Below are 22,574 nucleotides of genomic sequence, written 5' to 3'. Positions count from 1 at the left end.
CGCAAGAGGCCCTGGTTCTCCGGAACCAGGGCCTCTTGTCATGTCCGGACCTGTCGTGTCCGGACCTGTCACCCCTGTACCGAGAGCGCAGACGCCCAGCGGCGCGCCGCCCGTGCGCGCAGACGCCCAGCAGCGCGCCGCCCGTGCGCGGTGCGCGCCGCCCGTCCGGTGCGGGGCGCTCGGTGCGCGCCTGCGTGGCGCGACCTGCTCCGGCACAACCGGAGGCACGTCGCGCCACGCGATCCCGTGGTGCGACGTGCCTCCGGTTGTGCGCCGGCACCGCGCGGCACGAGGCGCTCCGGCGCGTCCCCGCGCATCGCGCGTCCCGGCCCACAGCCCGGGGCTCACGCCGAGACGGCAGCGCGGGCCGACGCCGCCAGGGCCGCGGGCCGACGCCGCGAGGACCGCGCGCCGGCGCCCGCTCTCCCGCCGAGCAGCTACGCCGCGGCGACCCCCGCCGGCACGAGCCGCCCCTCGGCCTGCAGCGACGCCACGACGTCGAGCGCCTGGTGCCGGTAACGCGCCTGGGCGGCCCCAGGAGCGACGATCACACCATCCGCACCCGTGGACGCCACGAGCTCGTTGATCTTCGCCGCGACCTGGTCCCGCGAACCGTACGCCTGCCGCTCGGTGCGCGCGGCGATGAACCGACGCTCGAGGTCCGAGAACGTGTACGCGCGCGCCTCGTCCATCGACACCGGCTCGGGCTTCATCCCCTGGCGCATCCGGATGAACGAGATCATCCCGGGGGCGCTCTGCTCCTCGACGACCGCCGGGTCCTCGTCGGTGACGACCTGCACGCCGATGAGCGCGTTCGGGGTCTGCCGGAAGCGCGAGGGCCGGAACGAGTCGCGGTACAGCGCGAGCGCCGCCTCGGTGTTGTCCGACGCGAAGTGGTGCGCGAAGGCGAAGGAGACGCCGAGCGCTCCCGCCACCTGCGCGCTGTACCCGGAGGACCCGAGCAGCCAGAACTCGGGCACGTCGCCGTACCCGGGGACCGCCCGGATGCGCGACAGCGGGTTCTCGGCGTCCATCCCCGTGAAGAAGCCGATCAGGTCGGCGAGCTGCTGCGGGAAGTCGTCGACGTCGAGCCGGTCGGTGCGGCGCAGTGCCATCGCGGTCGCGCCGTCGGTGCCCGGGGCGCGCCCGATGCCGAGGTCGACGCGGTCCCCGTACAGCGCGCGCAGCGTCCCGAACTGCTCCGCGACGACGAGCGGCGCGTGGTTCGGCAGCATCACGCCGCCCGACCCGATGCGGATCCGGGAGGTCGCCGCACCGACGGCGCTCAGCAGCACCGCGGGCGCCGACGAGGTGATGCCCGGCATGCCGTGGTGCTCGGCGACCCAGATCCGCTCGTAGCCGAGCCGTTCGGCGTGCACCGCCGTGTCGATGGTGCCCTGCAGGGCCTCGGTGTTCGTCTGGCCGTACTCACGCGTGGCCAGGTCGAGGACGGACAGGTGCACGGTTGCGTCGCTCATGCGGGAGGCAACCGCGGGCATCCGTCGGGCATTCCGGTCGGCTCGCCGACCGCCGTGCGCGCGGGGCCGTCCCGGCCCCGTTCCGGACGGGAGGCACGGGGCGGCGCCGACCCGCGCCTCCCGTCCGACCGTGGCCCGACCACCCCGGTGGCCGGGCCCCGCAGGACCGGCCCGGACACGACGTGGTCAGCGTCCGGGGTCAGTGCCCGAGGTCGCCGTCCAGGCGGCCACCGGACTCGCTGAGGTAGCAGTTCGCGCAGAGCGACTCGTAGGTGACCCCGGCGCCGTCGATCGCCACCTGCGAGCCGTCGAAGACGAAGCGGCCGTCGACCTTCCGGGTGTTGAAGACGGCCTTCCGGCCGCAGCGGCAGATGGTCTTCAACTCCTCGAGCGAGTGGGCGACCTCGAGCAGGCGCGCGCTGCCGGGGAACGCCTCGGTGCGGAAGTCGGTCCGGATGCCGTACGCGAGGACCGGGATGCCGTCGAGCACGGCGATCCGGAGCAGGTCGTCGACCTGTCGCGGGGTGAGGAACTGGGCCTCGTCGACGAGCACGCAGCTCACCGGTCGGACCACGCCGTCGAGCCGGTCGGACTCCGGGTCGGTCGCCCCGGCGTCGGCCACCGCGGCGCGCACGTCGTCAGCGGCACCGAACACCAGGTCGACGGACCGCGTCACCCCGAGCCGGGACACGATCGCGCCGTCGGCCTTGGTGTCGACCGACGGCTTCGCGAGCAGCACGCGCTGCCCGCGTTCCTCGTAGTTGTAGGCGGCCTGCAGCAGCCCGGTGCTCTTGCCGCTGTTCATCGCCCCGTAGCGGAAGTAGAGCTTCGCCACTACGCGAGGAACCCGTCCTCGGCCGCCCGACGGATCAGGTCGGACTTCTTCGACGCCGGACGCCCGACCTTGCTGTACTTCTCGCGGACGCGGCGCAGGTAGGTCTTCGCGGTCTCGTACTGCACGTTCATCTGCGCGGCGACCTCGTTCGTCGAGTAGCCCGAGACGTACAGCCGCAGGGCCTCTTCCTCGCCGTTGCTGAGCTTGGGCCGCTGGTGCGCGTTCGCCCCGGTGGGCAGCGGACGCCAGTCGCGCTGCGGCGGGGTCTCGCGGGAGACGCCCATGACCTCGCGGGCGATGTCCATCACCTCGCGCATCGGCAGCGACTTCGACAGGAACGCCGCCGCTCCGGCCGCGAGGGCACGGTCGCGGGACTCACGGCTGTCGACGCTCGACAGGACGATCACCTTCGCGCCCGCCGCACGGCAGGTGCGGACGCGCGCCTCGATCGACACGGGTTCCTTGAGCTGGAAGTCGAGGAAGACCAGGTCGGTCGGGAAGTTCTCGCTGTGCACCATCTCGAGCCACGTGTGCGCGGTGAGGGCCAGGTCGAAGTCGAAGGCGTTCACGGCGATCCAGCTCGAGAGGCTGTCGAGCAGCACCTCGTGGTCGTCGAGGATCGCCAGCCGCACGCGTCGGGTTCCGGGCTGCGGGAGCGGGGGCACGCCCTCCGAGGTCCGGGTCGGGTCAGTGCTGGTCATAGGAGAACCTTAGTGCGAGGGACGACGGGCGGACCGCGACGTCGAGGTCGGGGAAGGTCACGCGGAGGACCGCGAAGTAGGGGTCGAAGGTGCGGTGGATGCCGACGTCGGAGTCGTCGACGGTCAGGTCGATGGAGACGGCGACGCGCGCGGGCACGCCGTCGAGCGTGGGGGTGCGGCGGACGGTCGCGTGGAAGCCCGCGGGGTCGACGTGTTCGTCGTCGAACGCGGCACGCAGGAAGGTGCGGACGACCGTGCGCTGGTCGGCGTCGAGCGTGGCGATGAGGCCCTCCGGGTCGTCGACGGCCGTGGTGCTCCCGCCGTCCACCGCGACCGCGTGCTCGAACCAGGTCCGGTCCGCGTCGGCGACCATGCCGCGTCGGATGCCGTCCGCGATCGCCCGTGCCCGCGCCCGGTCGGCGTCGGTGATCACCTCGCGGTCGCGGAGCTCGGCGAAGAACGGGGCCACGTCGCGGGCGAGGACGTTCGATCGCTCCTGCTGCACACTGGCCGCGATGCCGTCCCGCTCGGCGCGCGCCACCGAGTACGAACCCGCACGGATCTGCACCCGCTCGGCGAGGCCGGCGAACGTCCACGCGAACACGACCGACGCACCGGTGAGCACGAGCGTCGGAGCCGCCGCCAGGAACGCCGCGACCGATACGGGTGTGGCGTGCGGGAAGACCGAGGCGGCGACACCCCACGCGACACCGTCGACGACGGCGAGGACCACTCCCCCGACGGCGAGGTCGCGCCACGGACGGTACGGAGCGGTCATGACGATCCCGGTCGCGGTGAGCAGGCACATGAAGTCGTTGAGGGCGTTCCGGTCCGGCCCCCACTGCGCGGCCACGCTGGTCGCCGCGGCCGCGGCGAGGAGGGCGACGTGCAGGGCGAACGCCCACCGCGGGAACGGGGCCCGGAACGGCGAGGACGCCACGACCACCACGACCCCCGACGCGGCGAGGAGGAGGACGGTCACCGCGCTGAGGGTCGGGCTCCCGACCACGTCGCGGTCGAACACCGAGACGAGCAGCGCCCAGAGCACCGCACCGGCACCGAGCACGACGGCGAGCGGTCGCGACCCCATCGCACCGAGTGGGTCGTACTGCTGGGCGGTCCGGTCACCGCGGGCGTGCAGACGAGTCGTGTCGACGCGGCTCACCGACCGGTCCCCCGGTCGATGACCCCGTCGAACCCGGGCGGCGGCCAGGTGAACGACCCGGAGGAGCGCAGGCGCCCGCTGTCGGGCCCGGCACCGACCGAGGCGTGCTCGCCCGCGGACGAGGACCGGGGCACGGTCATCATGACGCTCGTCCCCGACCCCGGCGACGACCAGACCTGGACGTCGCCGCCGACACGACCGATGCGCTCGCGGACCGAACCACGGAGGCCCATGCGGTCGGCACCCGTCTCCTGCTCGTCGAAGCCGCGGCCGTCGTCGACCACCATGACGGTGCACGAGGAGCCGTCGTCGAACACGCTGACCTCGGCGCTGTCGGTGCCGGCGTGCTTCCGGACGTTCGCGAGGCACTGCCCCACCGCGCGCAGCAGCGCGGTCGACGCGTCGCTCCCGAGGGAGCCCAGGACACCGGCGTCCCCCGTCACGACGACGTCGAGCCCCTCGGCCCGGTGCTCGTCGACCATCGCCTCGAAGGCGCGCGACACGGCGTCCGGCTCGGGCTCCGCGTCGCTCGTGTCCGTGCCGAGCCACTGTCTGCCGGTCAGCATCGCGACGTCGGACTCGATCGTCCGTGCGAGCTGGGGGTCCATCGGACCCGAGGGTGCGAGGGCGATCGCGCCGAGGTGGTTCAGGACGGTGTCGTGCAGGATCGCGGCGGCCTCGGCCTCGACGCCCGCACGGTAGGCGGACACGTGTTCCTCGCGGGCCGAGCGGAGCAGTTCGGGCTGGACCCGCTCCGACCGGGCGGTGTTGCGGCTGGTGACGAGCACGAGGGCGACCACGAAGCCGAGGGTCACCCAGGCGAGCACGAGCGGCTGCGGCGGCGCACCGGCCTGCACGAGGGCGACGGACGTCGCGGTCCGACCGACGAGGAACCCGCCGACCGACCACAGCACGACCCGGCCCGGTACCGCGCCCGCTCCGCCGACGAGCACGAGCGGGATGACCGCGAGGGACAGCAGGTAGCCGACCACCCAGCCGGCCGGGACCTGGTCCTGGACGGCGGACGCGAACCACCACGTGCAGAGGCCGCCCACGACGAGGAAGGCCACCGCCGACCGCCAGGTGGCGAACTGCACGTGCACACCGACCATCACGAGCATCGGCAGGAGCGCCAGGACGGCGCTCCCGACCCGGACCTGCGGGTCAGCGAGTCCCCAGAGCAGCAGCACGACCGCGGCTGCGACGACCGAGCCCACGGCGGCGGCGTGGAAGGCGCGCACGGTCGACCAGGCATTCACGCGGGGCGCGAGGTGCGTGGGGATGCCGAGCACGTGCGGTGGGTCCTTCCGGGAGACGTCTGAGCCGCCGGACCCGGCCACCGGGAGCGGTGGCCGTGTACCCCGAATCGAGCGCGGTTCGGCGACTCGCCCGATGGTACCGCCGATCGCTGACACGCGGTGTCCCCCGGACGCGGAACACGGACGTTCCTCAGAACAGGGTCGGGCCCGACGGCGCCGGCACGGCGGCAGCGCGACGGTCCCACCCCGGGTCGGCGCGCTTCAGCGGCGACGCCGACGGGCGGGACTGCTCCTCGGGCGACGCGGACGACACGCTCGGACGCAGCAGCGGCGCCGGACGCATCGTGTCCGGCCGGTCACGGAACCCCATCGACCCGGTGGCGGGGTCGACCCGTCCGAGGTCGACCCCGTGCGCCCGCAGGATCGGCCGCACGCGCTCGGCGAGCCACCGTCGGTAGTCGGCCGGCGCGTACGTGTTGTCGAGGTACATCGAGCGGTAGCGCGCGACCAGGTCGGGCCTGGTCCGCTCGAGCCACGCGAACCACCACGGCTTCACACCCGGTCGCAGGTGCAGGGCCGAGTACATGACGCTCGTCGCGCCGGCCGCGGCGGCGCGACCCACGGCGTCGTCGAGGTGCGCGCGGGTGTCGGTGATGAACGGCAGGACGGGCATGAGGAACACGGCGCAGTCGAGACCGGCGTCACGGATCGCACGGACGGTCGCCAACCGCGCGGAGGTCGTCGGGGTCCCGGGCTCCACCTGCTGCTGGAGGTCGTCGTCGTAGACCGCGATCGACATCGCGAGGTCGACCGGGACGGAACGGGCGGCCTCGACCAGGAGCGGCAGGTCCCGGCGCAGCAGTGTGCCCTTGGTCAGGACGCTGAACGGCGTCCCGGACTCGGCCAGTGCCCGGATCACGCCCGGCATCAACCGGTACCGCCCCTCGGCGCGCTGGTACGGGTCGGTGTTCGTCCCGAGGGCGACGGGGTGGCGGTCCCAGCTCGGCCGGCGCAGCTCCCGACGCAGGACGTCGGCGACGTTGGTCTTCACGACGATCTGCTGGTCGAAGTCGGCGCCGCCGTCGAACTCGAGGTAGGTGTGCGTCGGCCGCGCGAAGCAGTAGACGCACGCGTGACTGCACCCGCGGTACGGGTTGATCGTCCACCCGTAGGTCCCCGTGCCGTCGGCCGCCGGCACCCGGTTGAGGGCGCTCTTCGCGAGGACCTCGTGGAACGTCACGCCGGCGAACTCCGGCGTCGTGACGCTCCGGACCAGTCCGCTGTTCGAGCCGAGGCCGGGCAGGGCGTCGTCCCGCTCGGCATCGATCGCCTGTCCACTCCACCGCATCGCGCCATTCGAACACATGTTCGAACCCGGCGCAACCGTGGTGGGCCGGGACGGGCCGGTCAGTGGTGCAGGCCGAGCACCTTCGCCGTGCGTGCGAGCGTCTCGTCGGCGAGCTGCGCGTCCGAGCCGAGGTCCTTGCCGTACGTCGGCACCATCTCGCGCACCGCGGGCTCCCACCCGGCCCAGCGGTCCGGGAAGCAGCGCTGCAGCATCGTCAACATGATCGGGACCGCGGTCGACGCGCCCGGGGACGCCCCGAGCAGCCCGGCGATCGACCCGTCGGCCGACGTGATGACCTCGGTGCCGAACTGCAGCACCCCGCCCTTCTCACGGTCGGGCTTGATGACCTGGACCCGCTGTCCCGCGGTGATGCGGTGCCAGTTCTCGGCCTCGGCGGTGGGCATGAAGTCGCGCAGCGCGTCGAACTTCGTCTCCTTCGACGCGAGCAGCTGCCCGACCAGGTAGCGGACGAGGTCGAAGTTCGAGAACGCGACGCTGAGCATCGGCCGGAGGTTGTGCGGCCGGATCGAGCGGAACAGGTCGAGCACCGAGCCCTGCTTGAGGAACTTCGGGCTGAACCCGGCGTACGGGCCGAACATGAGCGACGCCGACCCGTCGACGATCCTCGTGTCGAGGTGCGGCACGGACATCGGCGGCGCGCCCACGCTGGCCTTGCCGTAGACCTTCGCCGCGTGCTTCTGCACGACCTCCGGGTCGTCGGTGCGCAGGAACTCACCGGACACCGGGAAGCCGCCGTACCCGCGGATCTCCGGGATCCCGGACTTCTGGAGCAGGTGCAGCGCCCCACCACCGGCGCCGACGAACACGAACTTCGCGGCGATCCGCTGCGTCGAGCGTCCGACCTCGTTCCGGACGTCGAGCGCCCAGCCCTCGGACACCTTCGACCGCGTGATCTTCCGGACCTGGTGCGAGGGCTCGAACTCGACGCCGGCGATCTCGAGCTCGTCGAACAGCTGACGCGTCAGCGACCCGAAGTCGACGTCCGAACCCGCCGCGGAGTACGTCGCCGCGATGGGCTGGTCCTTCTTGCGGCCGGGCACCAGTGCCGGCGCCCACTCGCGGATCTTCGCGGGGTCGTCGGAGTACTCGATGCCCGCGAAGAGCGGGTGGTCCTTGAGCGCCTCGTACCGCTTGCGCATGTACTCGACGTTCTCGGCACCCCACACGAAGGAGATGTGCGGCGTGGGGTTGATGAAGTTGCTCGGCTGCGGCAGCGCCCCGGTCTCGACGAGGTGCGCCCAGAACTGCCGGGAGACCTGGAACTGCTCGTTGACCGTGACGGCCTTCGCGATGTCGACGTGGCCGTCGGGCATCTCGGGCGTGTAGTTCAGCTCGCAGAGCGCGGAGTGCCCGGTCCCGGCGTTGTTCCACGGGTTCGAGGACTCCTGCGCGACCGACCCGAGCCGCTCGTACACGCGGATCTTCCACGTGGGTTCGAGGCGATGGATGATGGCGCCGAGCGTGGCGCTCATGATCCCTCCCCCGACCAGGACGACGTCGATGGGGTCCACCTGCTTCACTGCCACCCGTCGATCCTACCGTCGTGCGGCCGAGTGCGGGCCGACCACGGGACGGACGGGAGGCCCGTGGCGGATCCGCCACGGGCCTCCCGTCCGTCTGCTGGTCGCGTCGGCGACCGCCGCTACGCGGCGACCGAGCGGCGCGCGACGATCGTCTCGGCGATCTGCACCGCGTTGAGCGCGGCGCCCTTGCGGAGGTTGTCGTTGCTGACGAAGAGCGCGAGTCCGCGTCCCTCGGGGGCCGACTGGTCCGCGCGGATCCGGCCGACGAAGGTCGGGTCCTGGCCCGCCGCCTGCAGCGGGGTCGGCACCTCGGACAGCTCGACGCCCGGTGCGCCCGCGAGGAGTTCGGTCGCGCGCTCCGGCGAGAGCGGACGGTCGAACTCGGCGTGGACCGAGATCGAGTGTCCCGTGAACACGGGCACGCGCACGCAGGTGCCGGCGACCAGGAGGTCCGGGAGCTCGAGGATCTTGCGACTCTCGTTGCGGAGCTTCTTCTCCTCGTCGGTCTCGCCCAGGCCGTCCTCGACGATGGAGCCCGCGAGCGGGACGACGTCGAACGCGATCGGCCGCACGTACTTGACCGGCTCCGGGAAGGTGACCGCGGACCCGTCGTGCGTGAGGGCAGCGGTGTCCTGCTCGAGGGCGGCGCGTGCCTGCCCGAGGAGTTCCTCGACCCCCGCGAGGCCCGAGCCGGAGACGGCCTGGTACGTCGTCGCCACGAGTCGGCGGAGGCCGGCCTCGCCGTCGAGGACCTTCAGCACCGGCATGATCGCCATGGTCGTGCAGTTCGGGTTCGCGATGATCCCCTTCGGTGCCTGGTCGATCGCGTGCGGGTTCACCTCGCTCACGACGAGCGGCACGTCCGGGTCCATGCGCCAGGCGCTGGAGTTGTCGACCACCACGGCACCGGCGGCGGCGAACCGCGGCGCGAGGGCACGGGACGCCGTGGCACCGGCCGAGAACAGCGCGATGTCGATGCCCGACGGGTCGGCCGTCTCGGAGTCCTCGACGACGATCTCCTCGCCGCGGAACGGCAGCGTCGTGCCGGCGGACCGGGCGCTCGCGAAGAAGCGGACCCGGTCGGCCGGGAAGGCGCGCTCCTCGAGGAGACGACGCATGACCGCGCCGACCTGTCCGGTGGCGCCGACGACGGCGACGGTGAGGGTGCTCATGTGGTGCTCCTGGTGGGGTCGTCGATCGGGCTGCGGCGCGACGCCGGGGTCAGCGACCCGTGCCGGCGTAGACGACGGCTTCCTGGTCGGCGTCGAGCCCGAACGCGGCGTGCACGACGCGCATCGCCTCGTTCAGGGTGTCGGCGCGGGTCACGACCGAGATGCGGATCTCGGAGGTCGAGATCATCTCGATGTTGATGGACGCCTCGTGCAACGCGCGGAAGAGCGCGGCCGAGACGCCGGCGTTGGTCCGCATGCCGGCACCGACGAGCGCGAGCTTGCCGATCTGGTCGTCGTACTGGATGCCCTCGTACCCGATGTCGGCCTTGGCGACCTCGAGCGCGGTCAGCACGCCCTGCCCCTGGTCCTTCGGCAGCGTGAACGAGATGTCCGTGCGGCCGGTGACGGCCTCGGACACGTTCTGCACGATCATGTCGATGTTCGCGCCCGCGCGGGCGACGATCGTGAAGATCTCGGCGGCCTTGCCCGGGGTGTCCGGCACACCGACGACGGTGATCTTGCCCTCCGAGAGGTCTCCGGCGATCCCGGTGATGATCGGTTCTTCCACGGTTTCCCCCTCTGCAGGGTTGTAGACGATGGTTCCCTCGGCGTTGCTGAAGGACGAGCGGACGTGCAGGGTGACGCCGTGCCGACGGGCGTACTCGACAGCACGGATGTAGAGGACCTTGGCACCGGACGCGGCGAGCTCGAGCATCTCCTCGCTCGTGATCCGGTCCACCTTCCGGGCCTTCGGGACCACGCGCGGGTCGGCCGTGAAGATGCCGTCGACATCGGTGTAGATCTCGCACACGTCGGCGTCGAGCGCCGCGGCCAGGGCCACCGCGGTGGTGTCCGAGCCGCCACGGCCGAGCGTCGTGATCTCACCCGTGGTGCGGTTGAAGCCCTGGAAGCCGGCGACGATCGCGACGTGACCGGCGTCGAGTGCTTCGCGGACCCGCTTCGGGGTGACGTCGACGATCCGGGCCTTGCCGTGCTGTGCGTCGGTGAGCATGCCGGCCTGGCTGCCCGTGTAGGACGACGCCTCGACGCCGAGGCTCTTGATCGCCATCGCGAGCAGCGCCATCGAGATGCGCTCCCCCGCGGTCAGGAGCATGTCGAGCTCACGACCGGCCGGGATCGGGGTGACGGAGTGCGCGAGGTCGACGAGTTCGTCGGTCGTGTCGCCCATCGCGGAGACAGCGACGACCACGTCGTTGCCCGCCTTCTTCGTCTGGACGATCCGCTTCGCCACGCGCTTGATGCTCTCGGCGTCCGCCACGGACGAACCACCGAACTTCTGCACGATCAGGGCCACTGGTTGGTACTCCCGGGGACGAGGATCCGCGACTGTGACGCGGTTCGACAATGGTAGTGCGTGTTCCGCGGATGTTGCGTCGGAGGCCGGCCGGACGCAACGATCCTGCGTGGGCCGGAGTGGTCGGCGTCCGTCAGCCGCCGACGACCCGACGGCCCTCGAACGCGCGGCCGAGGGTGACCTCGTCGGCGTACTCGAGGTCGCCGCCCACCGGCAGGCCCGAGGCGAGCCGCGTGGTGCGGATCCCCATCGGGACGAGCAGGCGGCTCAGGTACGTGGCCGTCGCCTCGCCCTCGAGGTTCGGGTCGGTGGCGATGATCACCTCGTCGACGGTGCCGTCGGCCAGGCGGGTCATGAGCTGCTGGATGCGGAGGTCGTCGGGTCCCACGCCGTCGATCGGGCTGATCGCACCGCCGAGCACGTGGTACAGCCCGCGGAACTCACGGGTCCGTTCGATGGCCGCGACGTCCTTGGCTTCCTCGACGACGCAGATGGTCGCCGGGTTCCGCCGCGGATCGCGACAGATGCTGCAGCGCTCGGACTCCGTGACGTTGCCGCACACCTCGCAGAATCGGACCTTCTCCTTGACGTCAGCGAGGAGCTCCGCGAGCCGGCTCGGGTCGAAGGACTCGGTCTGCAGGATGTGGAAGGCGATCCGCTGCGCTGACTTCGGGCCGATGCCCGGGAGCCGGCCGAACTCGTCGATCAGGTCCTGGACGATCCCGTCGTACATCAGGCGCCTTCCTCGTGCAGGGCGGTCTCCTCGATGAACTGCGCACCGAGGATCTCGCGGACGACTGCCTCACCGTAGCGGCCGGACACGGGTGTGCGGCGGACCTGGGGCGGAGCGGCCGGTGGGGTCCGGCGTGCAGCCGGGGCGGCGGACGGCGTCGACGCGGGGGCTGCCCCGGACCTGGCAGGCGCGGGTCCACCGGCTCCACCGCGGGAGCCGCCGACGCCCGGGTCGGGGTACGGCGCCCCGTCGTCGTAGGGGTCGTCGTCGAGCGGGTAGTCGTCGACCGGGACGTCGGGGCCCGTGCCCGGTGCGGTGGGTGCTGACGCTGCGGTCGGGGCCGTGCCGTTGCCGGCCGGTACGGCCGTCGACTGCTCGTCGCCCGCGCCCGCTGAGGTGGCCGGGGTCGTGGCCACGGGGGCGTCCGCAGTCGCGGAGCCGGAGGCCTGTGGCCGCTCGGAGTCGGGCGTTGCGGCCCCTGCGGCCGCTGCGGGGCGGCCCGCCTGCTGCCCGCCGAGTGAGGACGCCGGGCGCAGCTGTGCCGCGAGGGCGGCGTCGACGGCGGGGTCGGACACCGTCCGGACGGGGGCGACCGGTTCACCGGTGTCCGTCGTGCCGAACGGCGCGGACCAGCTCGGTTCGACGTGCTCCGGGACGGCACCCGAGGTCGGGTCGGTGGCAGGGATGGCGGCGACGACCCAGTCGGTGACGGGTCCCGAGGGAGCCGGGGTCGAGGAGGCAGCCTGGGTCGAGGAGGCAGGCGGGGTCGCTGACGGCGCCGGCGCCGAGCCGGACGGCTCGGGGGTCCCGGCGCTCCGGTCGGGCTGCGGCTGCGGCTGCGGCTGCGGCGACGGACGGGACTGCTCGGCCTGCCGGGACTGCCCGGCCTGCTGGGACTCCTGCGTCGGAGCCTGCTGCTGCGTCGATGGCCGCGGTCCGGTCGTGGGCTGCTGCGCACCCGGCTGCGACTGCTCCGGTCGCTGCGACTGCGCGCCCTGCTGCCGGTCCTGCTGGCCGCCCGCCCCCTGCGGACCCGCACCCTGCTGGCCCGCAGCCTGCCGACCCGCGCCCTGCGGGGCAGATCCCTGCGGCGCAGATCCCTGCGGCGCAGATCCCTGCGGCGCAGATCCCTGCGGCGCCGGTGCCTGCGGCGGTCGCCCGGCAGGCGGCTGTCCCTGCTGGCCGGGGCCCTTGGCGACGAACTTCACACGGAGCCCGAGCACGTCGAGGATCGCCGACCGCAGCAGTTCACTCACGCTCGTCGACGGGTCGCTCATCTCCTTGAAGGAGGCGACGTCCTGCTGGCTCGGGAACGTGAGGGTGAGCACGTCCTCGCGGAGGGCGGTCACCTGTGCGGTGACGACCACCGACCAGGCCGAGCGCTTCGCGTGCTGGACGTGCTCGACGACCTGCGGCCAGGCGTCACGCAGCTGCTGGAACCCGACTGCGGCGACCGGACGGACGACGGGCTCGTCGCCCACCGCGGTGCCCTGGCCGGTCGACGACGGGCTGACCTCGCCGGACGGTTCGTCACGACCGGGGCCCTGCGTGCCGGCACCGGGGGCGGCGGTCCGATCCCCGTCGTCCGCCTGACCGGCACCGGCCGCCGTGCGAGCGAGTCCAGCGGGACGGTCGTCGGTCGACCCGTTCGTGGTGGGCGCTGCCTGGTTCGGCGCTGCCTGGTCCGGCACGCCCTGACTCGGCGTCCCCTGGTCCGCCGTGCCGGGGGTGACCGCTGCCCAGGAGGCGGCGGCATCGCGCGCTGCAGCCCCGGGGTCGGCCACACCGGCTCCACCGGACGCCCGACCCTGGTCGGCCTGCTGCGCCGGCGCGGCGGCGGACGGAGCGGTGGCACGAGCACCGCCGGCTGCCGGTGCACCCGACGACTGCGCGCCTGCGGCGGGAGTGGACTGCGTGGCGGTCGCGGGAGCGGACTGCGGCACCGCGCCGGTCCCCCGACCGGCGTCCGACGCCGGACGCGACCGGGCCCCGGCATCGGGAGCCGCGCCTCCGACCTGGTGCTCGGCGGGCTCGCCGACGCCCACCCGTCGCTCGAGCCGCTCGACCCGCGCGAGCGCGCCGCGCTGGGTGTCGTCGGCCTCGGGCACGAGCATCCGCGCCGTCATGAGCTCGAGGTGCAACCGCGGCGAGGTCGCACCGGTCATGTCCGTGAGGGCGCGGTTCGCGATGTCCGCCGACCGGGACAGTGCCGTGGCGCCGAACACGCCGGCCTGGCGGGTCATGGTGTCGAGTTCCTCGGGCGAGACCCCGCGCAGGACCGCTGCCGCGCTCTCGTTCGTCGCGGCGACGACGATGAGGTCGCGCAGGCGCTCGAGCAGGTCCTCGACGAAGCGCCGCGGGTCCTGCCCCGTCTGCACGACCCGGTCGATCGCGGCGAACGCCGAGGCGGGGTCGGCGACGGCGAGCGCGTCGACCACGTCGTCGAGGAGGGCAGCGTCGGTGTAGCCGAGGAGCGCGACCGCGCGCTCGTAGGTGATCGCGCCGTCTTCGCTGCCGGCCATCAGCTGGTCGAGCAGGGAGAGCGTGTCGCGGACCGATCCACCACCGGCGCGGACGACGAGGGGCAGCACCCCCGGCGCGACGGAGACGGACTCGGTCGCGCAGAGCTGCTCGACGTACTCGAGCATGGTGGCCGGCGGGACGAGTCGGAACGGGTAGTGGTGGGTGCGGGACCGGATCGTGCCGATGACCTTCTCGGGCTCGGTCGTCGCGAAGATGAACTTGACGTGCTCCGGCGGCTCCTCGACGAGCTTGAGCAGCGCGTTGAAGCCCTGCGGCGTCACCATGTGCGCCTCGTCGAGGATGAAGATCTTGTAGCGGTCCCGCGCCGGGGCGAACACCGCACGGTCCCGCAGGTCGCGCGCGTCGTCGACGCCGTTGTGGCTCGCCGCGTCGATCTCGATCACGTCGAGCGACCCGCTCCCGCCACGGGCGAGCTCGACGCAGCTCGGGCAGACACCGCACGGGGTGTCCGTCGGGCCCTCGGCACAGTTCAGGCAGCGGGCGAGGATGCGCGCCGAGGTCGTCTTGCCGCACCCGCGCGGGCCGCTGAACAGGTACGCGTGGTTCACGCGGTTCGTCCGGAGTGCGGTGCGCAGCGGGTCGGTGACCTGCGACTGCCCGATCAGCTCGGCGAAGTTCTCGGGCCGGTAACGGCGATACAGGGCGGTGACCACGCGACAAGGGTAGCCGGGACGGCCGACACCTCGACGCCGGATCCGACCAGCTGTGGACGGACCCCGGGAACGAAGAAGACTCCTCACGCACCCGCCAGAGCCCGGTTACCCTTGCTGCGTTTCCGCCCTGGGGGAGTTGGCCTGGATGGCGTCACGTGAGGAGCCTCCGGAAGTCTACCGGACGTCACGGGCAGTATCGAACGCATGAAGATCGCCATCGCCGGAGGACACGGCCAGATCGCCCTGCTCCTCGCCCGACTCATCACCGACGCCGGCCACGACGCACTCGCGATCGTCCGCAACCCGGCGCACGTCGCCGACGTCGAACAGCAGGGCGCGACCGCACTGGTCGCCGACCTGGAACAGCTCGACGACGACGAGCTGGCCATCCGCCTGCGCGGTGTCGACGCCGTCGTGTTCGCCGCCGGCGCCGGCCCGAACAGCGGCGCCGAGCGCAAGGAGACCGTCGACCGCGACGCGGCGATCCTGCTCGCCGACGCCGCCGAGCGGCGGGGCATCGACCGCTACGTGATGATCTCCTCGATGGCGGCGGACACGTACGACCCGGAGCGTGCGGTCGTGCCGGCCCGCTCCGAGGACGACGTCTTCCAGGTCTACCTGCGCGCGAAGTCCGAGGCCGACGCGGACCTCCGGGCGCGCAACCTGCGCTGGACGATCGTCCGGCCAGGTGCCCTGCTCGACACGCCACCGCAGGGCACGGTCAGGGTCGGCCGCACCGTGCCGCGCGGATCGATCCCCCGTGCCGACGTCGCGGCGGTCGTGCTGCACGCGCTCCTCGACGACACCGCGGTGGGCGTGCAGTTCGAGGTCACGAGCGGGGACGCCCCGATCGCGGCCGCCCTGCAGGCGATCAGCTGACGCCGGTGACCGAGCAGCACACCCGACCCGGGGCGTGCTGCTCGGTCACCCCCGGTTCAGAGCGCGACCGCGGCGGACTGCCGCGCGATCTCGAGTTCCTCGTTCGTCGGGATCACGAGCACCGCGACCCGCGAGGCGTCCGTCGAGATCCGGCGGGCCTCGCGTGAGGCGAGCTCGTTGCGGTCCGGGTCGACCTCGATGCCGAGGTGCTCGAGGCCGGCGAGCACCCGTCGGCGCAGCAGGGCGTTGTTCTCCCCGACGCCGGCCGTGAACACCACGGCGTCGAGGCCGCCGAGCTGGGCCGTGTACGCGCCGACGTAGCGCCGGATGCGGTGCCGGTACACGGCGAGCGCTGCCTCGGCCGTCTCGTCACCCCGCGAGGCGGCGTCCTGCACGTCCCGCATGTCCCCGTTGCCGGTGAGGCCGAGCAGCCCGGACTGCTTGTTGAGCATGGTGTCGAGTTCGTCGAAGTCGAGCCCGGCCTCGCGGTGCAGGTGCAGCAGGACGGCCGGGTCGAGGTCGCCCGAGCGCGTCCCCATCACGAGGCCCTCGAGCGGCGTCAGCCCCATCGAGGTCTCGATGGACCGGCCACCGTCGATCGCCGCGGCGGACGCGCCGTTGCCGAGGTGCAGGACGATGGTCTTGAGTTCGGACAGCGGCCGGCCCAGGAACGCGGCTGCCTGCTCGGAGACGTACTTGTGGCTCGTCCCGTGCATGCCGTAGCGGCGGATCTGGTACCGCTCGGCGAGGTCGGCGGGGATCGCGTACGTGTAGGCGTGCGGCGGCATCGTCTGGTGGAACGCGGTGTCGAACACGGCCACGTGCGGCACGTCGGCGAACACCTGCTTCGCAGCCCGGATCCCCTCGAGGTTCGCCGGGTTGTGCAGCGGTGCGAGGCTGTTCAACGCCTCGATCTGCCCCTCGACCTCGTCCGTCACGACGGTGGCGCGGTCGAACGTGGTGCCCCCGTGGACGACGCGGTGTCCGACGACGGCGGGCGGGTGCTCGTCGAACGACGGGCCGACCTTGGCGAACGCGTCGATCATCGCCTGGAACCCGGCTGCGTGGTCGGGGACGTCGGCGCTGTCGTTCGAGGTCGACTCCCCCGTCAGCGCGTTGGTGTGCTTCCAGGCACCGGAGGACTCCCCGATGCGCTCGACCAGTCCGGAGGCGAGCGTGCGCTCGTCCTCGAGCTCGATGAGCTGGTACTTGAACGAACTCGAGCCGGAGTTGACGACGAGGGCTGCGGTCACGGGGTGGTGCCTTCCTGGGTCGGACGGGTGGTGGTCGCGGTCCGGGGTCGCGTCGCGTCCGCGACGGGGCACCCGGCCTGGAGGAACGGTGCCGGTCGGTCGGTCACGCCGCGTCGGTCGCGGTGCCGGCCTGGATGGCCGTGATCGCCACGGTGTTGACGATGTCGCTGACGAGCGCCCCGCGGGACAGGTCGTTGATCGGCTTGCGCAGGCCCTGCAGGACCGGACCGATCGCGACCGCGCCGGCCGAGCGCTGCACGGCCTTGTAGGTGTTGTTGCCGGTGTTGAGGTCCGGGAAGACGAACACCGTGGCGCGACCCGCCACCGGCGAGTCCGGCATCTTGGTCGCCGCGACGGTCGGGTCGGCGGCCGCGTCGTACTGGATCGGCCCCTCGACCAGGAGGTCCGGGCGACGCTCGCGGACGAACGCGGTCCCGGCACGCACCTTGTCGACGTCGGCGCCGGAGCCGCTGTCGCCGGTCGAGTAGCTGAGCATCGCCACGCGCGCGTCGATGCCGAACTGCGCGGCCGTCTCGGCGGACGAGATCGCGATGTCGGCGAGCTGCTCGCTGGTGGGGTCCGGGATCACGGCACAGTCGCCGTAGACGAGCACGCGGTCGGCGAGCGCCATGAGGAAGACGCTCGACACGATCGAGGTGTCCGGGCGGGTCTTGATGATCTCGAAGGACGGCCGGATCGTGTGCGCCGTGGTGTGGCGCGCGCCGGAGACCATGCCGTCGGCGAGGCCGAGCTGCACCATGAGCGTGCCGAAGTACGACACGTCGGTCACGGTGTCCCGCGCGAGCTCGATCGACATCCCCTTGTGGGCGCGCAGTCGCGTGTACTCCTCGGCGAAGCGCTCGCGCAGCTCGGGGTCGAACGGGCTGACGACGTGCGCCTCGTCGAGGTCGAGTCCGAGCTCGGTCGCGCGGGCCCGCACGGCGGTCGGCTCGCCGAGGATCGTCAGCTCGCACACCTGGCGCTGCAGCAGGGTCGAGGCGGCCCGGAGGATGCGGTCGTCGTCGCCCTCGGGCAGCACGATGTGCTTGCCGTAGCCGCGCGCCCGGTCGAGCAGCCCGTGCTCGAACATCAGCGGGGTCACGACGCCGGACGGCGTGAGCTGGAGCCGGTCCCGCAGGGCGTCCGCGTCGACGTGCTGTTCGAAGAGCGCGAGCGCGAGGTCGGCCTTCCGCGGTGAGTCCGCCGCGAGCCGGCCCCGGGTGTGCGTGATCCGGAGCGCCGTGTCGTACGTGCCGAGGTCGTTGCGCGCGATCGGCAGGGGGCTGGACAGACCGTCGAGCAGCCGGGTGATCTGCGGGGACGTGTCGAACCCGCCGTTCAGGATGACGCCGGCCAGGCTCGGGAAGGTCTCGGACTGGTTCGCGAGCACCGTGGCGAGCAGCACGTCGCTGCGGTCGCCCGGGACGACGACGATGCCGCCGTCGATGAGCCGCGGCAGCACGTTCTCCATGCTCATGCCGGCGACGACCGTGCCGAGCGCCTCACGGTCGAGCAGGGCGTCGTCGCCCCGCACGAGCGTCGCGTCGGTCGCCTGGAGCAGCGCCCGCACGGTCGGGGCGACCAGCACGCTGTCCTCGGGGATCGCCCACACCGGGGTGTCCGGGTGGTGGTCGTGCACGGCGCGCTCGACGCTGTGCACGATCGGGTCGAGGGCGTCGGGGTCGGCACGGTTCACGACGACGCCGAGCAGCTGGGCGTGCTCCGCCCGCAGTTCGCTCGTGGTCACGTCGGCGACCTGCGCCATCGCCTCGGGGGTGCGGGCACCGCGCTCGGACGTGTCGCGCCCGCCGAGGACGAGCAGCACCGGCGCGCCGAGGTTCGCGGCGACCTTCGCGTTGAAGGAGAGCTCGGTGGGGCTGCCCACGTCGGTGTAGTCGGAGCCGAGGACCACGACCGCGTCGCAGCGGCGCTCGACCTGGGCGAACCGGGTCAGGATCGTGGCGACCGCCGCGTCCGGGTCGGCGTGGACGTCGTCGTAGGTGACGCCGACGGCTTCGTCGTACGAGAGCCCGACGGCACTGTGCTGCAGCAGCAGTTCGAGCACGTAGTCGGGCTCGGCGACCGACCGGGCGACCGGTCGGAACACGCCGACGCGGCCGACGGACCGGGCGAGGGTCTCGAGGACACCGAGGGCCACGGTGCTCTTGCCGGTGTGCCCCTCTGCGGACGTGATGAATATGCGGGTCGACACGTCCCCAGGCTAGCCCGGTGGCCGCCGGGCGCTCTGGGAACCGGACGGGCTGTGGAGGGACGTGGTCGTCCACACCCTCGAAGACCTGTACCATGGGGTGTCGTCGCGAGACGGCACCAGGAGAATTCGCCTAGTGGCCTATGGCGCACGCTTGGAAAGCGTGTTGGGTGCAAGCCCTCGGGGGTTCGAATCCCCCATTCTCCGCCAGCACGACGAAGGGCACCCGGCGACGGGTGCCCTTCGTCGTTCCCGGGAGATCGCCCCGGCACGCCGTTCCCGGCCGGGGCGCTCCGGCCGCGGCGTCCGACCGGGCCGTCGTGTCCCCCGTGTGCGGGACCGTCGTGCCCCCCGTCCGCCATGAGCTGGCCGGTACACGCGCACCCGGGGTGGAACGCACTGTCCTCCTGCCCCGTCACGCCCTATGGTGAGATCGACGGACGGCCCCGGGACGGGTCGGACACGGTGCATCTCGGGCGGCAGGGGCGTCGCCCGCGGGGAGCGTACGACGCTGCCTGCGCACCCGAGCACGAGGAGAGCACGTGGGGGACACGACGGTACCGGTGACGGGACGCCTCCGCGCGCCCACCTTCGACGTGTTGCTCCGGCCCCGCCGGTCCCTCGTCCGCTCGACGGTCCTCAGCATCGTCTTCTCCGCCGTGCCCCTGGCCGTCGCGCTCGTCTGGGTGTCGCTGCCGGTCCGGTGGTGGGCACTCGTGGCGACACTCGTGGTGGTCCTCGCGGTCGTCGTGGGCGTGCTGTTCGTCCGGCTCCGCTCGGCGTTCCTCGGCATCGCCGCCGACGCCGTCGTACTGAACGGGGTGGTCTCGGCCAACCGGCGGATCGCCCGCGACCGCGTCGACCACGTCGTCGTCGCCTCGACCCACGGGTCGACCCCGGACCGCACGGTGCGCGAGCTGCTCGCGTTCGACGTCACGGGACGGCACCTGTTCCGGATGCGCGCCGACGTGTGGGGTGACGCCGCGCTGGACCGCGTCGTCGACGAGCTCGACGTCCGGGTCGACCGGGAGCCGCGGGTCGTGCCGCCGGCCGAGATCGCGCGCCGCTGGCCGACGAGTCGTGCGTGGTACGAGCGACGCTCCGGTGCCCTCGTCGCCGCACTCGCGGCCGTGGTCCTCGTCGTCGGGCTCCTCGCCGTCGAGACGGTGCGCCTGCTCGCAGCCTGACGCGCCGCCGAGCCCACCGCCCCGCGCGCCGCGACCGTCCCGCACGTCGCCTCGCACGCCGCGACCGCGGAGCACACCGCCTCCCACGCCGCGACCGCCGAGCACACCGCCGCGGCCGCCAGGACCGGCCGGGCAGGACCGTCAGCGCCGCCGACGCAGGGTCGCGAACACCCCGCGGACGACCTCCTTCGCGATCGACCGCCCGAGCGACGACCCGAGCAGGCCCGTCAGCGGGTCCTCCGCCCGCCGTGTGGTCGAGGTCCGACCCGTGCTCCGCGGCGACCGCCGTGCCCGCGCACTCCGCTCCGCCTGCTCGAACTCGCGCTGTGCCCGCTCGTACTCCTGCTGGGCCGCGCGCCGCTCGCGCTCCTCGGTCCGTTCCCGCGCCGCGGCCTCCTTCGCCGCCGCAGCGGCCGCACGCGCGGCCTCCCGTTCGGCCTCGGCCTGCGCGGTCGCTGCGGCCTCCGCCGCGTCGGCGGCGGCCGTCTGCGCCGCAGCGGCCTCGAGGCGACGTGCCAGGACCTCGCGGGCCGAGTCGGGGTCGACGCTCGTGCCGTAGGTGGCGAGCAGCGGGGACGCGGCGACCCGCGCCTCCAGGTCGGGTGCCGGCAACGGCGCCATCGAGCCCTGCGGGGCGCGGAGCCGTGTCCAGGCGACCGGTGTCGGTGCACCGCGCTCGTCCATGACCGTGACGATCGCCTCACCGGTCGCGAGCGAGGTGAGCACCTCACCGAGGTCGTAGTCGCTCGTGGGGTACGTCGAGACCGTCGCCCGCAGCGCCTTCGCGTCGTCGGGGGTGTGTGCCCGGAGCTGGTGCTGGATGCGCGACCCGAGCTGCGCGAGCACGTCGTTCGGCACGTCCTTCGGGGTCTGCGTCACGAAGACGATGCCGACGCCCTTCGACCGGATGAGCCGGACGGTGCGCACGATCTGCTCGGTGAAGTCCTTCGAGGCGCCCGAGAACAGCAGGTGTGCCTCGTCGAAGAAGAACACGAGCTTCGGCGCGTCGAGGTCGCCCACCTCGGGCAGTTCGTTGAACAGGTCGGCGAGCAGCCACATCAGGAAGGTGGAGAAGACCGCGGGCTGGTCCTGCACGCCCGGCACCTCGAGCAGGCTCACGATCCCCCGGCCGTCGGCCGCGGTGCGGAGGAACACCTGCGTGTCGATCTCGGGCTCGCCGAAGAACGCGTCGGCGCCCTGGTCGGCGAACGTGACGAGCTCGCGGAGGATCACGCCCGCGGTCTGCTTCGACAGGCCGCCGAGGGCCGCCAGCTCGGGCTTGCCCTCGTCGCTCACCAGGAACGTCAGGACGCTCCGCAGGTCGGCGAGGTCGACGAGCGCCAGACCGGCCTGCTCGGCGTAGTGGAAGACGAGGCCGAGCGAGGACTCCTGCGTCTCGTTCAGGCCGAGGACCTTCGACAGCAGCAGTGGACCGAACCCGGAGACCGTCGCCCGGACCGGCACGCCCGTGCCCTTCCCGCCGAGGGCGTAGAACTCGGCCTGGCTCGCGACGCCCCGCCACTGCTGCCCGATGCCGCCCGTGCGGGCGAGGAGCTTGTCGCTCGGCTCGCCGGCCGTGGCGAGGCCGGACAGGTCGCCCTTCACGTCGGCCGCGAAGACCGGGACGCCGTGCGCTGCGATCTGCTCCGCGAGCACCTGCAGCGTGCGGGTCTTGCCGGTACCGGTCGCCCCGGCGACCAGGCCGTGCCTGTTCAGCATGCCGAGCGGGATCCGCACCTGGACCTCGGGCATCGCCTCGCCGTTGACGAGCGCGCCGAGTTCGAGGGCACTGCCGGTCACGGTGTACCCGTCACGGATCCGTGCGACCGCGTCCGGGCCGAGGGGGCCGGGCGAGGGCACCGTGCTCGGTGCGGTGGGTGTGCTCGTGTCGGCCGGAGTGCTCGGCGCGGCAGGTGCGGGCGACCGGTCGGGAGGCACGGTGCCGGTCGTCGACGCGGCCTGCGTCGCCGAGTCGGTCGCGTCGAGCGCGGTGGTCGCGGTGGTCGCGACGGGCGCGGCGGTCGCGTCGCCCCCGGTGGTCGCGTCGGGCGCGGTCGTGCCGTCGCGCTCGGTCGTCGCTCCCGCGGGTGCTCCGGCCGCCTGCTCCAGCGCTGCCGCGAGCTCCTCGGCACGCCGAGCTGCCTCGTCGGCGAGCCGGCGGGCCTCCTCCGCTGCCGCCCGTGCCTCGGCCGCAGCCGCTCGTGCCTGCTCCACCGCGTCGCTCATGTCCGCAGCCTACGGACGCACGAGGCGCTCGGTCCGGGCCCCTGGCGAAGATCGACGCGGAACGACACCGCGG

General features: G+C 72.9%; 16 protein-coding genes, 1 tRNA gene and 1 other RNA gene. 3 read left to right on the top strand and 15 right to left on the bottom strand.

Annotation, left to right across the window (positions count from 1 at the left end; genetic code table 11):
• Positions 1 to 437 precede the first annotated feature (437 nt).
• The 12 genes from BEP24_RS03520 to ffs form a co-directional block, all read right to left on the bottom strand.
• Entirely contained in the window at positions 438 to 1,478 is a 1,041-nt protein-coding gene (locus BEP24_RS03520) for an LLM class flavin-dependent oxidoreductase (RefSeq protein WP_065960327.1), read from the bottom strand.
• Positions 1,479 to 1,677: 199 nt separating this feature from the next.
• Entirely contained in the window at positions 1,678 to 2,313 is a 636-nt protein-coding gene (locus BEP24_RS03515) for a thymidine kinase (protein ID WP_065960325.1), read from the bottom strand.
• Entirely contained in the window at positions 2,313 to 3,014 is a 702-nt protein-coding gene (locus BEP24_RS03510; protein WP_253181551.1) for a response regulator, read from the bottom strand. Before BEP24_RS03510 ends, BEP24_RS03515 begins: the two co-directional genes overlap by 1 nt.
• Complete coding sequence (locus BEP24_RS03505) at positions 3,001 to 4,179, bottom strand: hypothetical protein (protein ID WP_065960323.1); 1,179 nt, start codon at positions 4,177 to 4,179, stop codon at positions 3,001 to 3,003. Before BEP24_RS03505 ends, BEP24_RS03510 begins: the two co-directional genes overlap by 14 nt.
• Entirely contained in the window at positions 4,176 to 5,471 is a 1,296-nt protein-coding gene (locus tag BEP24_RS03500) for an ATP-binding protein (RefSeq protein WP_065960321.1), read from the bottom strand. Before BEP24_RS03500 ends, BEP24_RS03505 begins: the two co-directional genes overlap by 4 nt.
• A 157-nt stretch (positions 5,472 to 5,628) precedes the next feature.
• Entirely contained in the window at positions 5,629 to 6,786 is a 1,158-nt protein-coding gene (locus BEP24_RS03495; RefSeq protein ID WP_065960319.1) for an Rv2578c family radical SAM protein, read from the bottom strand.
• 59 nt (positions 6,787 to 6,845) lie between these two features.
• Positions 6,846 to 8,333, bottom strand: coding sequence for a malate:quinone oxidoreductase (locus BEP24_RS03490; protein ID WP_083230039.1), 1,488 nt, complete (start codon positions 8,331 to 8,333; stop codon positions 6,846 to 6,848).
• Positions 8,334 to 8,449: 116 nt separating this feature from the next.
• A complete protein-coding gene (locus tag BEP24_RS03485; RefSeq protein WP_065960317.1) occupies positions 8,450 to 9,502 on the bottom strand; it encodes an aspartate-semialdehyde dehydrogenase in 1,053 nt (350 codons plus the stop codon).
• 49 nt (positions 9,503 to 9,551) lie between these two features.
• On the bottom strand, positions 9,552 to 10,817 hold the full coding sequence (locus BEP24_RS03480) for an aspartate kinase (RefSeq protein WP_065960315.1): 1,266 nt from the start codon (positions 10,815 to 10,817) through the stop codon (positions 9,552 to 9,554).
• 133 nt (positions 10,818 to 10,950) lie between these two features.
• Positions 10,951 to 11,550 carry a recombination mediator RecR gene (gene recR / locus BEP24_RS03475; RefSeq protein ID WP_065960312.1) on the bottom strand — a complete coding sequence of 200 codons (600 nt, stop codon included), beginning with the start codon at positions 11,548 to 11,550 and terminating at the stop codon, positions 10,951 to 10,953.
• Positions 11,550 to 14,747: a DNA polymerase III subunit gamma and tau gene (locus BEP24_RS17950; protein ID WP_065960309.1), complete on the bottom strand. Its 3,198-nt coding sequence runs from the start codon at positions 14,745 to 14,747 to the stop codon at positions 11,550 to 11,552. The genes recR and BEP24_RS17950 overlap by 1 nt, the downstream gene beginning before the upstream one ends.
• 71 nt (positions 14,748 to 14,818) lie before the next feature.
• An RNA gene (gene ffs, locus BEP24_RS03465) (signal recognition particle sRNA small type) lies at positions 14,819 to 14,915 on the bottom strand.
• 36 nt (positions 14,916 to 14,951) lie between these two features.
• On the opposite strand from ffs, the gene BEP24_RS03460 reads away from it, so the two are divergent.
• Entirely contained in the window at positions 14,952 to 15,626 is a 675-nt protein-coding gene (locus BEP24_RS03460; RefSeq protein ID WP_065960307.1) for an SDR family oxidoreductase, read from the top strand.
• A gap of 56 nt (positions 15,627 to 15,682) precedes the next feature.
• Here BEP24_RS03460 and BEP24_RS03455 read toward each other — a convergent pair whose 3' ends face one another.
• The gene (locus BEP24_RS03455; RefSeq protein WP_065960304.1) at positions 15,683 to 16,879 is read right to left on the bottom strand and encodes an acetate kinase; all 1,197 of its coding nucleotides are present in this window, start codon (positions 16,877 to 16,879) and stop codon (positions 15,683 to 15,685) included.
• Positions 16,880 to 16,982: 103 nt separating this feature from the next.
• On the bottom strand, positions 16,983 to 19,091 hold the full coding sequence (pta, locus tag BEP24_RS03450; protein ID WP_065960303.1) for a phosphate acetyltransferase: 2,109 nt from the start codon (positions 19,089 to 19,091) through the stop codon (positions 16,983 to 16,985).
• Positions 19,092 to 19,210: 119 nt separating this feature from the next.
• Here pta and BEP24_RS03445 point away from each other — a divergent pair.
• Positions 19,211 to 19,298 (top strand) — tRNA-Ser (locus tag BEP24_RS03445).
• Positions 19,299 to 19,630: 332 nt separating this feature from the next.
• Complete coding sequence (locus BEP24_RS03440) at positions 19,631 to 20,275, top strand: hypothetical protein (RefSeq protein ID WP_141693339.1); 645 nt, start codon at positions 19,631 to 19,633, stop codon at positions 20,273 to 20,275.
• Between the two features lie 141 nt (positions 20,276 to 20,416).
• On the opposite strand, the gene BEP24_RS03435 is transcribed toward BEP24_RS03440, so the two are convergent.
• Positions 20,417 to 22,501, bottom strand: a complete 2,085-nt coding sequence (locus BEP24_RS03435; protein WP_065960298.1) for a helicase HerA-like domain-containing protein — start codon at positions 22,499 to 22,501, stop codon at positions 20,417 to 20,419.
• Positions 22,502 to 22,574: the final 73 nt, after the last annotated feature.

This window comes from Curtobacterium sp. UCD-KPL2560 (genome assembly GCF_001705035.1).
GTDB lineage: Bacteria > Actinomycetota > Actinomycetes > Actinomycetales > Microbacteriaceae > Curtobacterium.
The sequence above is the reverse complement of the archived record's forward strand: the minus strand, read 5'-3'. Positions and strand labels throughout refer to the sequence as shown.